General features: G+C 48.3%; 14 protein-coding genes, 1 tRNA gene and 2 riboswitches. Of the genes, 13 read left to right on the top strand and 2 right to left on the bottom strand.

From position 1 onward, the window contains the following. Positions 1 to 22 precede the first annotated feature (22 nt). Positions 23 to 96: transfer RNA gene (locus AB4114_RS29085), tRNA-Arg, on the bottom strand. 131 nt (positions 97 to 227) lie between these two features. On the opposite strand from AB4114_RS29085, the gene AB4114_RS29080 reads away from it, so the two are divergent. Continuing rightward, complete coding sequence (locus AB4114_RS29080) at positions 228 to 725, top strand: DUF1648 domain-containing protein (RefSeq protein ID WP_441991572.1); 498 nt, start codon at positions 228 to 230, stop codon at positions 723 to 725. A gap of 15 nt (positions 726 to 740) precedes the next feature. Then, complete coding sequence (locus AB4114_RS29075) at positions 741 to 1,289, top strand: DUF1697 domain-containing protein (RefSeq protein WP_441991571.1); 549 nt, start codon at positions 741 to 743, stop codon at positions 1,287 to 1,289. Here AB4114_RS29075 and tadA read toward each other — a convergent pair. After that, the gene (gene tadA / locus AB4114_RS29070) at positions 1,272 to 1,730 is read right to left on the bottom strand and encodes a tRNA adenosine(34) deaminase TadA (protein ID WP_441991570.1); all 459 of its coding nucleotides are present in this window, start codon (positions 1,728 to 1,730) and stop codon (positions 1,272 to 1,274) included. The two genes, AB4114_RS29075 and tadA, sit on opposite strands and share 18 nt — an antisense overlap. Before the next feature lie 291 nt (positions 1,731 to 2,021). After that, positions 2,022 to 2,108: riboswitch (cyclic di-GMP riboswitch) on the top strand. 101 nt (positions 2,109 to 2,209) lie between these two features. Here tadA and AB4114_RS29065 point away from each other — a divergent pair. The 11 genes from AB4114_RS29065 (at position 2,210) to glyA (ending at position 12,280) form a co-directional block, all read left to right on the top strand. Next, on the top strand, positions 2,210 to 2,950 hold the full coding sequence (locus AB4114_RS29065; protein WP_441991569.1) for a PilZ domain-containing protein: 741 nt from the start codon (positions 2,210 to 2,212) through the stop codon (positions 2,948 to 2,950). A gap of 78 nt (positions 2,951 to 3,028) precedes the next feature. Beyond that, entirely contained in the window at positions 3,029 to 4,129 is a 1,101-nt protein-coding gene (ychF, locus tag AB4114_RS29060) for a redox-regulated ATPase YchF (protein WP_441991568.1), read from the top strand. A 33-nt stretch (positions 4,130 to 4,162) separates the two neighbouring features. After that, a complete protein-coding gene (gene prfA, locus AB4114_RS29055; RefSeq protein WP_171633392.1) occupies positions 4,163 to 5,227 on the top strand; it encodes a peptide chain release factor 1 in 1,065 nt (354 codons plus the stop codon). After that, the gene (gene prmC / locus AB4114_RS29050) at positions 5,227 to 6,117 is read left to right on the top strand and encodes a peptide chain release factor N(5)-glutamine methyltransferase (protein ID WP_441991567.1); all 891 of its coding nucleotides are present in this window, start codon (positions 5,227 to 5,229) and stop codon (positions 6,115 to 6,117) included. The genes prfA and prmC overlap by 1 nt, the downstream gene beginning before the upstream one ends. A 285-nt stretch (positions 6,118 to 6,402) precedes the next feature. Beyond that, a complete protein-coding gene (gene spoIIR / locus AB4114_RS29045; protein ID WP_441991566.1) occupies positions 6,403 to 7,170 on the top strand; it encodes a stage II sporulation protein R in 768 nt (255 codons plus the stop codon). 33 nt (positions 7,171 to 7,203) lie between these two features. Continuing rightward, positions 7,204 to 8,271 (top strand): L-threonylcarbamoyladenylate synthase, encoded by a 1,068-nt coding sequence (locus AB4114_RS29040; protein ID WP_441991565.1) that lies wholly within the window; start codon positions 7,204 to 7,206, stop codon positions 8,269 to 8,271. Between the two features lie 158 nt (positions 8,272 to 8,429). Beyond that, positions 8,430 to 8,990, top strand: coding sequence for a manganese efflux pump MntP (locus tag AB4114_RS29035; protein ID WP_441991564.1), 561 nt, complete (start codon positions 8,430 to 8,432; stop codon positions 8,988 to 8,990). A gap of 55 nt (positions 8,991 to 9,045) precedes the next feature. Continuing rightward, positions 9,046 to 9,618: a low molecular weight protein arginine phosphatase gene (locus AB4114_RS29030; protein ID WP_441991563.1), complete on the top strand. Its 573-nt coding sequence runs from the start codon at positions 9,046 to 9,048 to the stop codon at positions 9,616 to 9,618. A 109-nt stretch (positions 9,619 to 9,727) separates the two neighbouring features. Then, positions 9,728 to 9,808: riboswitch (ZMP/ZTP riboswitch) on the top strand. A 104-nt stretch (positions 9,809 to 9,912) separates the two neighbouring features. Then, entirely contained in the window at positions 9,913 to 10,371 is a 459-nt protein-coding gene (rpiB, locus tag AB4114_RS29025; RefSeq protein ID WP_056611733.1) for a ribose 5-phosphate isomerase B, read from the top strand. Positions 10,372 to 10,387: 16 nt separating this feature from the next. After that, positions 10,388 to 10,993, top strand: coding sequence for a TIGR01440 family protein (locus tag AB4114_RS29020; protein WP_441991562.1), 606 nt, complete (start codon positions 10,388 to 10,390; stop codon positions 10,991 to 10,993). A 36-nt stretch (positions 10,994 to 11,029) separates the two neighbouring features. Further along, positions 11,030 to 12,280 carry a serine hydroxymethyltransferase gene (gene glyA / locus AB4114_RS29015; RefSeq protein ID WP_441991561.1) on the top strand — a complete coding sequence of 417 codons (1,251 nt, stop codon included), beginning with the start codon at positions 11,030 to 11,032 and terminating at the stop codon, positions 12,278 to 12,280. Positions 12,281 to 12,375 lie beyond the last annotated feature (95 nt).

The following is a 12,375-nucleotide window of genomic DNA, read 5'->3' as shown; positions in this document are numbered from 1 at the left end:
TGTTTGTTTAAAAAGAACTATACGCGCCCGATACGATTCGAACGTACGACCTACAGTTTAGGAAACTGTTGCTCTATCCTGCTGAGCTACGGGCGCATAGTATCGTCATTCTAACACGAGATGTTTTCGGGGTGCAACCATTTTAACCCACGTTCAAGCAGGAGGTTTGATTTGGAGTAAGGAAAGTACATAGTGGAAAAAGAAATCCAATCGAAAGCAGGTGTCGTATGGAGCAACGTCCGGTGATTCATCTCGATAGATCTAAAGTTGAAATCATACTCGATGTCATTTCCCTGATCGTTATCGTAAGTATGATCATTTATGTCGCCTACGTGTGGCACGATATGCCTGAGCGAATTCCGATGCATTTTAACGGTAAAGGGGAGATCAATGGCTGGGGGAACAAAATGAGCCTAGTAGCCTTTCCACTCATAGGCGTTATCATCTATGTTGGCTTGACGCTCCTAAGTAAGGTTCCTCATGTGTATAATTATCCGACTCCCATCACATCACAGAATGCCCGAGTGCAGTACCAGAATGCGCGTTTATTAATAAACAGTCTTAAAACAGTGATTGTCATTCTGTTTGGCTTCATTGAATGGTCTGTTATCGAAAGTGCAAAAGAAGGTACCGCGGAGCTTAATTTATGGGTATTAGGATTTATCCTATTGATGCTGTTTGGCACGATCATCTTCTTCATCATTCGTTCCATCCAATTAAAGTAAGGGAGGCAAGCCACAATGACGATTTATGTTGGTTTTCTGCGTGGGATTAATGTAGGAGGCAAGAACAAGATCAAAATGGCTGACTTAAAAAAAACGCTAGAGGCCTTAGAATTAACGCAAGTGCAGACCTATTTGCAAAGCGGCAATGTGTTGTTCCAATCCGAAGAGTCAGGAGAAACCCTACGCCCGCGTATTGAAAAAGCAATCAGCGATGCGGCAGGCGTAGCGCCTACCGTTATTTTGCGCACCGCAGCGGAGCTAGCTGAACTTGTAAGGAATTGCCCCTATGACGCAGAAGCTTTGTCCGAAGGGGAGAGCATTCAAATTTCTGTTCTAACAGAAGAAGCCCCGCAGACATTCACCGACATCTTATCCAAGGGACAGAGTGAAGTAGATGAATTTCAGATACGGGGCTGCACCATATATTTTCTGTTTCGGCAAAGCGTGTTGGATTCGAAGCTGGCAAGTAACATTCAGAAGCTTGGCAATCAAACGACGGCGCGTAATTGGAATACGATGAGTAAGCTCGTAGAGTTAGCCGAGGGCTTAGGCCTTGCCCCGTAATTTCCGGAAAAACTGCGTTAACATCGTGGAACACTCCTCTTGCAAAACACCGCTAACCACGTCGACTCGGTGATTGAATCGGTCTTCCTGCAGCAAGTTCATTAACGTTCCTGCACAGCCGGCCTTCGGATCCACCGTACCATAAATAACTTGAGGTACACGCGCTTGCACGATCGCACCCGCGCACATCGGACATGGCTCCAATGTCACATAGAGCTGGCAATCCAGAAGGCGCCAAGCCTGCAAATACTCGCTCGCTTGTTTAATAGCAATCATCTCTGCATGCGCAAGAGGATCAAKGGTTGTTTCACGTAAATTGTAACCGCGGCCAATGATTTGACCTTGATGGACGACGACCGCGCCGATCGGAACTTCGCGAATGGCTTCGGCTTTCAGCGCCTCACCGATCGCTTCTCTCATCCAAGGGATATGTTGATCCACAGGGGGACACCTCGCAATAATAGTTTATCCACATGTGTATAGAGATCCGAACAAATATTCGTTGTTAACAAGCTGTGGATAACAATGTGGATAACTTATAAACCTGTGGATATTCAATTTCCACTACACATTCATACAATAAAAATAGGGTCCATGCAAGGATTTTAGTTGAAAGAAGTGCATGAGCTACGTATAATGGTGAGTACAGTGGGTCTTTTAGACCAGTTTGGACGAAAGATAGATCATTTAGACCAGTAACGAACAACGATATCTACATAAATGAATAGCAGGGTTCGACAATGGCAAACTTGTTGAAAGGCAAGGACGCAAAGCTGAGGGTCTACGGTTCTTATGAACTACGGCAGCCTGGTTACCGAAAATCGATGCTTTTATTGATTGCGGTGGTAGGCTGTCCCTGTGTGGGGCAGTCTATTTTGTGCGGAAAAATGCTATGAAATCCATCAATAGGGAGGGTGAAGATGAGCATGGCGATGAAGCAGGATACTTTGAAGCGATATGGGAGTAAAGAAGGATATGATGCGGAGGTATTAATGCATTGCCGAGCTGTAGTGGCGAAGGATGATTTCGTGTCAACAGGTATTCTTACCTATGCACAAGGAGACATCATGGAGATTGAGCTGCCGGAATACGATGTATTTCAACTGGGTGATAAAACGAAAATGACGTTATATACGAAATCGGGTCTATTCGTTTTTCATTCGACCGTCGTAGCTAGAGAGCCTGGTTCACTGATCGTGATCAATCCACCTGAGAATCGGAAGAAGTTTTCGGAGAAACGGGAGTTCCCGCGGGTCGATGTGAAGAATGTAGGATATATTGCAGGATTTCAAAATGTTACCCAAAAAGAGCAGCATCACTTGGAAAATCCAATTGCATTTTCGATAAAAAACATGTCCATGAACGGAATTGGTTTTATTATTAATGATAATTCAATGATCGATGGTATTCTTCATAAGAAATGTATGTTGCAAGTTGAGCTGGATTTAGGTTTTGAGATGCTGTGCAGGTTGGAAATTATAAGGAAAGAAAAGCAGGAAGACGGCTACTATTACGGGGCCAGCTTCGAGAGCGTTCCTGCCGAGCAAAGCAATGCATTACGGGGGTTTATTCTTCGTAATCAGATTGAAACTTACTTCGAACAGAAGCGGGATGAAGAGTTCAAAAAAGCAATGGAAAAAAAGTCTGCAGCCAATCAATAGCTTGCAGGCTTTTTTTTGCCCGCTAAGTACTATATAATAAGAAGGATGATTTTCGAAAATTAAGGAGTTGTAACGACAATGGCTTTGAAAGCAGGTATCGTCGGTCTACCGAACGTAGGAAAATCGACATTGTTTAATGCAATTACACAGGCGGGGGCAGAATCTGCGAATTATCCGTTCTGTACGATCGATCCGAATGTTGGGGTAGTAGAAGTACCAGACGAGAGATTGCAGAAGCTGGTGGAAATCGTTGTGCCTAAGAGCATCGTGCCGACGGCTTTCGAATTCGTTGACATTGCGGGTTTGGTTAAGGGTGCGAGCAAAGGCGAGGGCCTTGGAAATAAATTTCTAGCACACATCCGTGAAGTTGATGCGATTGTGCATGTTGTCCGTTGTTTTGAGGATGATAATATTACTCACGTTTCTGGGAAAGTCGATCCGATTGGCGACATCGAGACGATTAATCTTGAATTGATTTTGGCAGACATTGAGTCGGTTGATAAAAAGATCGAGCGTTCACGCAAAAACCTCAAGGGCGGCGACAAGAAAGTGGTTGCTGAAGTTGAGTGTTTGGAACGTATCAAAGAAGCCTTATATAATGATATGCCAGCACGCAGCTTGGATTTGACAGAAGATGAGCGCCTCCTGGTTCGCGATCTACATTTGCTAACAATGAAGCCAGTGCTCTACGCGGCGAACGTGAGTGAGGATGAAGTTTCAACAGCGGATGAGAATGCATATGTTAAAATTGTGAAGGAATTCGCAGAGAAAGAAAACAACGAAGTCGTTTCCATTAGCGCGAAGGTAGAATCCGAAATTGCTGAGCTGGAAGACGAAGAAAAAGCAATGTTCCTGGAAGAGTTGGGACTTCAAGAGTCCGGCTTGAATAGATTGATTAAAGCTGCTTATCGCAAACTCGGCTTGTACACGTATTTCACAGCTGGGGTTCAAGAAGTTAGAGCATGGACGATTCGTAAAGGAACGAAAGCTCCTCAAGCGGCTGGCGTCATTCATACGGATTTCGAACGTGGATTTATTCGTGCAGAAGTTGTTTCTTATAACGATTTGGCTGCTGCTGGATCCATGGCGGGTGCGAAGGAAAAAGGGCAAGTTCGTCTTGAAGGTAAAGACTACGTGGTAAATGACGGCGACGTTATGCATTTCCGTTTCAACGTTTAATTGATGATAAAAATAAGAAAGGAGTGATCCCCTATGTTGGATCGACTTCAGTCCATTGTGGACCGCTACGACAAACTAAGCGAGTTATTGTGTGACCCGGATGTAACGAGTGATACGAAGAAACTAAGAGAGTATTCCAAAGAGCAATCTGATCTTCAGGAAGCTTACGATGCTTATAATGAATATAAGAGCGTGAGCGAACAGCTAGCTGATGCGAAAGTGATGCAGAATGAGAAGCTGGATGATGAGATGCGCGAAATGGTCAAAATGGAGATCGACGAGCTTAGCGAGCAATCCGCTAAACTCGAAGAACATCTTCGCATCTTGATGATGCCGAAAGACCCTAATGATGACAAGAACGTCATCGTGGAAATTCGCGGCGCGGCAGGCGGCGATGAAGCTGCGCTGTTCGCAGGCGATCTCTACCGGATGTATACGCGTTATGCGGATGCGCAAGGTTGGAGAACGGAGATTTTGGATGCATCCGTGAATGATTTGGGCGGATTTAAAGAAATTATTTTTATGATTACGGGTAAAGGTGCTTATAGCAAGCTCAAGTTTGAGAGCGGTGCGCACCGTGTTCAACGTATTCCAGTAACGGAATCCGGTGGACGGATCCACACCTCCACGTCGACGGTTGTTGTTATGCCAGAGGCAGAAGATGTGGAAATCGTGATCCACGATGCGGATATTCGCGTAGACACATTCTGTTCCAGTGGAGCAGGCGGTCAGTCCGTTAATACAACGAAATCCGCTGTGCGTGTAACCCACGTACCAACGGGTATCGTCGCAACGTGTCAGGATGGTAAATCGCAGAACTCCAATAAAGAGTCAGCGCTTCGCGTACTTCGTACGCGGATTTCAGATAAATTGCGTGAAGAAGAAGAAGCGAAATATGCCGGCGAGCGTAAAAGCAAAGTCGGAACGGGCGACCGTTCAGAGCGTATTCGTACGTACAACTTCCCGCAAAGCCGGATTACCGACCACCGTATCGGCTTGACGCTTCACCGTCTAGAGACAGTTCTTAACGGCGATATGGCGGAAATTGTGTCAGCGTTAACCATTGCTGCACAATCCGATGCCTTAGAGGCGATGTAATGACGATTGCAAACATGAGTGTAAGAGAAGCCTTTGTGAAGGCTTCTTCTTTTTTAACGGAGCAAGGCGTCGCAGAGGCTTCGTCTTGCACAGAGTTATTGTTGCAGCACCTCTTAGGAGGCTGCACGCGGACTGAACTGCTGTTCCGCTGGTGGCAGGAACAGATGCCGGTAGAGCTGGTCGCGACGTGGGACCAGCTCGTTGCAAGGAAGGCCGCGGGTGAACCGGTGCAATACATCACCGGTGAGCAGGATTTTTTCGGCCTTCCCTTTGAAGTTGGGCCGGCCGTGCTGATCCCGCGGCCGGAGACCGAGCTGCTCGTGGAAGCGATGCTCCACGAGGGCTCGCGTCTGTACCCGCAAGGCGCTCCACTCCTTGCGGATGTGGGCACCGGGAGTGGCATCATCCCGGTGACGATCGCGCACGCGCGCCCTGCGTGGCGCGTGGCGGCCAGCGACATCTCCGCGGCAGCGCTGGAGATGGCTCGCAAGAATGCGCAGCGCCACGGGGTGGCTGCGCGTGTGGAGTGGCTCGAGGGCGACCTCCTCGAGCCTTATATTGAGCGCGGGCTCGCGCCGGATATGGTGGTGTCGAACCCACCATACATCCCGGATGGCGACCTGCCTGCGCTGATGCCTGAGGTGCGGCTATTCGAGCCGCACACAGCTTTGTTCGGCGGTGCCCTCGGACTCGACCTGTACCGCCGGATGATCTCGCAGCTGCACCGGCTGCCACGAATCCCGACCGTGGTCGGGTTCGAGGTGGGCATCGGGCAGGCGGAGGCGGTTGCGGCGTTGCTGCGCGCCGCCACGGATTGGTCGGAGATCCGCTTCGTGCAGGATCTCCAGGGGATCGATCGCCATGTGATCGCGATCCGCTCCATGGAGTAGCCGATTTCCTTCTAGAATCGGCTGCTTTCTTTCCGCCTTTTTCCCTTGGCGGACCAACTCTATCATTTTACAAAAATAATAGATTCATAGGTTTAGCCCCACCCACTATTGTCCATACTGGCTAGTAGACATTCACTGCCGCATACTGCGGCATCATCAGAAGATGGAATGTCTGGAATGCCCTCAAATTGGTTGCACCAATTTCGAGGCTTCCATAACGCTGTCCCTGTTTAGGACATCGTTATTTCAGGATAGAAGACGGGAACGGGAAAGGGGCTACTCTCCATGGTTAAGAGAACGGAGCGCCACTCAGTTAAGAGCTTATCATTCATTGTTTTTGCACTTATACTTATGATTATGTGTTGGGAATCCAATCGTACGAATGCGGCGGTTATTTCGCCTACGATACCTGAAGAATCGATTCGTTTGCGTATTCTAGCAAACTCGGATTCTGCGCAGGACCAAGCTTTAAAACGCGAGATTCGCGATGCGATTATTGCTCGTATGGCAGATTGGGTTGCCCAACCCCATTCCTTGGACGAGGCGAGAGCTGTTGTGAATGCGCATTTGCCTGAATTCGATCAACTCGTTGGCGAGATGATTGCCTCCCGCGGCTACAACTACCCGCATACAGTGGAGCTTGGTGTTGTCCCTTTTCCAACCAAAATGTACGGAAATGACGTCTACCCAGCCGGTTATTATGAAGCATTGCGTGTTGTGATTGGTTCTGGTGAAGGACAAAATTGGTGGTGCGTCTTATTTCCACCGTTATGTTTTGTAGATTCCGTATCAGGTGAAGCGGTTGCTTCGGCAGCAGTTGTAGTGGCCAAAACAACGGATGAGAACGGCAAGGAAAAGCAACCGGTTAAAGAAGATAAGGCTAAAACTAGCAAGGACAAGGCTGCTTCCACAGAGAAAGTTGTAAAAAAAGACGCTAAAGCTGAGGTAGTAGCAGCTTCAATTGCAACTTCCACGACCGAAGAGCCAGCTCAACCGAAAGTGAAGTTCTTCATTTGGGAAATGTTTAAGGCGATCTTTTCGTGGTTTAGCTAATTTTATTTCATACAAGTAAGGATGAGAGTGATAGTGACAACCTATTGGAACGTGAATCAAGGCGAACAGAGAGCGTCAGCCCAGGATATAGCAGAGGCAGCGAGTCTCTTGCGACAAGGGGATACCGTCGCTTTTCCGACTGAAACGGTTTACGGACTAGGTGCCGATGCGACGAATACCGAAGCGGTTTTACAGATTTTTGCCGCAAAAGGGAGACCCTCCGACAATCCTCTAATCGTACATATCGCTGATGTGACGCAGCTCTCAGGCCTTGTTCAGCCAGATAGTCTCACACCTTATCATCAAGCGCTTATGAAGGCTTTCTGGCCTGGACCATTAACCATTGTGCTACCTGTACGTGCAGGTAGCCTTTCGCCGTTCGTTACAGCCGGACTGCAAACGGTCGGTATCCGTATACCTGATCATCCAGTGGCCCTACAGTTGCTGCGAGAAGCGGGACTTCCGATCGCAGCGCCGAGCGCGAATAGCTCGGGTAGACCGAGCCCTACGCTGGCATCGCATGTGCGTGATGATTTGGATGGAAAGATTGGCGGGATTGTAGACGGTGGTGCAACAGGTGTCGGTGTAGAATCAACAGTTATTCAACTTGTAGGCGGTGAGTTATACGTGTTGCGGCCAGGTGGTGTGACTGCGGAGCAGTTGCAGGAGGTTTTGTCAGACGTGCATATTCATGTGGCTGAACCAACAGAGGTTGAAGCTGCGGATACGCCTCGGGCGCCAGGTATGAAGTATACGCACTATGCGCCGAAAGGCTATATGCACATCGTTCAAGGGGACGACCAGCTGGAAGTCTCAGCATGGATTCAACGCGATATCGATGCCGCGAAGTCACGGGGAGAGTCGACGGGGATTCTCACTTTTGAAGAAAGAGTAGGTGGATACCGAGCGGATCTCGTTGTCGCATGCGGTTCCTTATCACAGCCAGAAACAATAGCTCGAGACCTTTATGCCGCACTGCGAACTTTTGATCACAAGGGCATTAGCTATATTGTTGCAGAAGGTGTTCCAGATGCAGGGATTGGCAGCGCCATTATGAATCGACTACTCAAAGCAGCGGGTCATGAACGGGTCCGCCTCTAAAATATAAGCTTTTATAAGTTTCACGCACTAAATTGTCTTATATTTCTGGATAAACGCTACCGTCCAAGAAGGACGGCGTAGCCGTTTATTGTGATTAGCATGATTCCCAGTTTGTCCGCATATCTTGAGAAAGAATCGTGGACAAGGGGGATCGTGCTATGCTCGCATCTGGGGTACAAGTTGGGGAACTCATGACAATTGGAATAATGGCGATTGCTTTGGGTCTAGATGCTTTTTCATTGGGAATTGGCATAGGGATGAAGGGCATTCGTTTGATTGATATTTTGAAAATTAGCATTGTCATCGGCCTTTTTCACGTGCTAATGCCATTGATGGGGATGTTTATGGGGCAGTATGTCTCCCTCCTTCTGGGGAATGTCGCTACGGCGGCAGGGGGATGTTTACTTATTTTGCTTGGCGCACATATGGTATATAGCTCGATACGCGGGGAAGAGGCTTCGGCCTTTGATCATCGAACGTTATGGGGGCTTATTATTTTTGCCCTCAGTGTTAGTATAGATTCCTTCTCAGTGGGCGTTTCTCTTGGGATGTTTGCCACGGACATTGTGCTTACAGTACTGATCTTCGGTCTATTTGGCGGCTTGCTCTCGATAGCGGGCTTACTGCTAGGCAGACGAGTTAGCGGTTGGGTTGGGGAATATGGTGAGGCATTCGGTGGACTTATTCTATTAGGGTTTGGGATCAAGTTTTTACTATGATACAATACGGGTAAGTACGAACGGTGATATAGCCGTTTATTCCAGGGAGGATTTCATGTTGCGAATTCTATTTGTCTGTACAGGAAATACGTGCCGCAGTCCGTTAGCTGAAGGTTTGCTGCGTATGAGGGTGCATCAAGAGGGGCTTGCGGCGGAGGTCCGTTCGGCAGGTGTATCTGCGATGACGGGTGGTCCGATCTCGCGAAACAGCCAGTCACTTCTTCATGAAGCGGGTTTCAAGGAGTCGATTAGTTCGCTAGCGATTAGTGCTGCGGATCTCGATTGGGCTGACCTGGTCTTGACGATGACGACTGGGCATAAACGTACCGTGATTGGGCGCTTTCCTCATGCGGTCGAGAAGACATATACGCTCAAAGAGTATGTAGAGGACGATGCTCGCATTCTCAAGGCGATTGAAGAGCGAGAGCAGCTTGCGGCAGAGTTTCAGCTCAAACAAGCGCTATCTCAGACGGTAACTGTGGAAGAAAGAAGCCGCTTGTATGCGTTGGAAAACACGATTCCAGACTATGATATTTCGGACCCCTATGGCGGGTCACTAGCCGATTATCGGTATACAGCCGAGGAAATTAGTCGGAGTCTAGATAAATTGGTGAAAAAAATACGTTAGTCTTCCAAGGCTAACACAGACGTTTGTTTTTTCCATCAAGGTCCTTAGTGGGATAGGTCAATAGAGCTTTACACATCGCTGGGAATGCGATAAAATACAAGTAACAAGCAAGACTCAATGTAACTGGCGACGAGTGGGAGTAACCACAATGGAGCATTGAGCTATACGGCCGGTCGCCTGGGCAAAAGAGCAACGCGCGTTTTTTAGCGTGTGCGCTCTTTTTTTCGTTTTTGGTGAGCTTTGGGATATAATAGGATGGTCGAATTCGAACAGTCAAAAAGGAGCGTTTTATTCATGAAAATTGCTTTAGGTGCAGATCATGCAGGCTATCGTTTGAAAGATGTTATCATTCCTTTTATTGAATCATTAGGTCATCAAGTGATCGATTTCGGATGCAGCTGCGGCGACTCCGTCGATTATCCGGATTATGCACTTCAAGTTTGCGAAAAAGTTGTATCGGGAGAAGCAGATAAAGGTATTCTGCTTTGTGGAACTGGCATTGGGATGTCCATTGCTGCCAATAAAGTTCCGGGAATTCGCTGTGCACTTGTGCATGACCTCTTCTCCGCGAAAGCGACACGTGAACATAATGATACGAACGTGCTAGCGATGGGTGAGCGAGTTGTTGGACCTGGGGTAGCAGAAGAAATCGTCAAAATCTGGTTGGAAACCGAGTTCTCGGAAGGTGTCCGCCACAAGAACCGCATCAATAAAGTGCAGAGCATCGAAGATCGTTTCACGGTACATCCCTAGAAATGAGGGAGCCCCAATGACAGATTCTATGTATGAACCTATCGCAGAAGCTTTGGAAGCGAATCTGCGTGAGCTGGTAACTGTCGGTAGCTTACGTCCCGGTCATATCTTGGTGATCGGTACGAGCACGAGTGAAATCCTCGGACATCGGATTGGGACATCGGGCACGTTGGATGCAGCGAAGCCGATTTTCGAGACGGTTGCGCGCATTTGCGGCGAGTTCGGGCTGCATGCGGCGTTTCAATGCTGCGAGCATTTAAACCGTGCGCTGATTGTGGAAGAAGAGTTGCTGGCGCTGGTGCCGCAGCTTGAACCTGTATCTGTAATTCCCGTGCCGAAGGCCGGGGGTTCGATGGCTTCCTACGCGTACAGACACTTCGCGAAGCCGGTCGTTGTCGAGACGATTCAGGCGCATGCAGGCATCGATATCGGCTCAACGCTGATTGGGATGCATCTGCGCAGAGTCGCTGTTCCCGTGAGGCCGCCGGTGCGCCATATTGGCCAGGCTTATGTCACGATGGCATTCGCGCGGCCGAAGCTCATCGGTGGTACTAGAGCTGTGTATTCCGCGGATCTGGCGGATCAACTTTATCAACAAGCTGCACCTGATGCAGATTGCTAATTACATGTTAACTATCATCTTTAGGAGGAATTCCATATGACAAACTTTTTGAGCAAGCAAGATCCGAAAATCGTAGAAGCAATGAACCTTGAGCTTGGCCGTCAACGCGACAAAATTGAGCTAATTGCTTCCGAAAACATCGTGAGCCAAGCGGTTCTTGAAGCTATGGGTACTGTACTTACGAACAAATACGCAGAAGGTTACCCAGGCAAAAGATACTATGGTGGCTGTGAGTACGTAGACATCGTGGAAGACATCGCTCGTGATCGCGCGAAAGAGCTTTTCGGTGCTGAGCACGCGAACGTTCAACCACATTCCGGCGCACAAGCGAACATGGCTGTTTACTTGGCTGCGCTAAACCCTGGTGACACGGTTCTTGGTATGAACCTTGCGCATGGTGGTCACTTAACACACGGTAGCCCGGTTAATGCTTCCGGTATCCTTTACAACTTCGTAGCTTACGGCGTAAGCGAAAAAGATTTCCGCATCGACTACGATGATGTTCGTAAAGCAGCTTTCAAACATAAGCCTCGCATGTTAGTTGCTGGTGCAAGTGCGTACCCGCGTACGATTGATTTCGAAGCTTTGGCTTCCATTGCTAACGATGTAGGCGCATTGTTCTTCGTTGATATGGCGCACATTGCAGGTCTAGTTGCAGCTGGTTTGCACCCGAACCCAGTGCCACACGCACATTTCGTAACAACAACAACACACAAAACGCTTCGTGGTCCTCGTGGCGGTATGATTCTTACGAAGAAAGCTTGGGCTGCAGCAATTGATAAAGCGGTATTCCCTGGTTCCCAAGGTGGTCCTTTGATGCACACGATCGCAGCGAAAGCTGTATCTTTCGGTGAAGCTCTTCAACCGGACTTCAAAGTATATGGTCAAAATGTAATCAACAACGCACAAGCTTTGGCAACAGCTCTTACAGCTGAAGGCATCAACCTTGTTTCCGGCGGTACGGACAACCACTTGATGTTGGTTGACTTGCGTAATCTGAACATCTCAGGTAAAGACGCAGAGCACGTTTTGGATGAAATCGGTATTACAGCGAACAAAAACGCGATTCCTTTCGACCCAACTAGCCCGTTCGTAACAAGCGGTATCCGTTTGGGTACTCCGGCTGTAACTTCCCGCGGCATGGACGAAGAAGCGATGAAAACCATCGCGAAGGTTATCGCGCTTACGTTGAAAAACCCGAAAGACGAAGCTACGCTTGAGAAAGCTCGTGGCATGGTGTCCGATCTAACGGCGCAATTCCCGCTTTACCAAGGTTTGACTTACTAATAGCTACTTTTGTAGGGCCAGCTCTTTGGAGCTGGTCTTTTTTTGTTTCTACCCAACCTGGCTATCTAGAGCTTCCACTCAGAGATCCAGCTCCC

The sequence above is a fragment of the Paenibacillus sp. 2RAB27 genome, assembly GCF_052115445.1.
GTDB lineage: Bacteria > Bacillota > Bacilli > Paenibacillales > NBRC-103111 > Paenibacillus_E.
The sequence above is the reverse complement of the archived record's forward strand: the minus strand, read 5'-3'. Positions and strand labels throughout refer to the sequence as shown.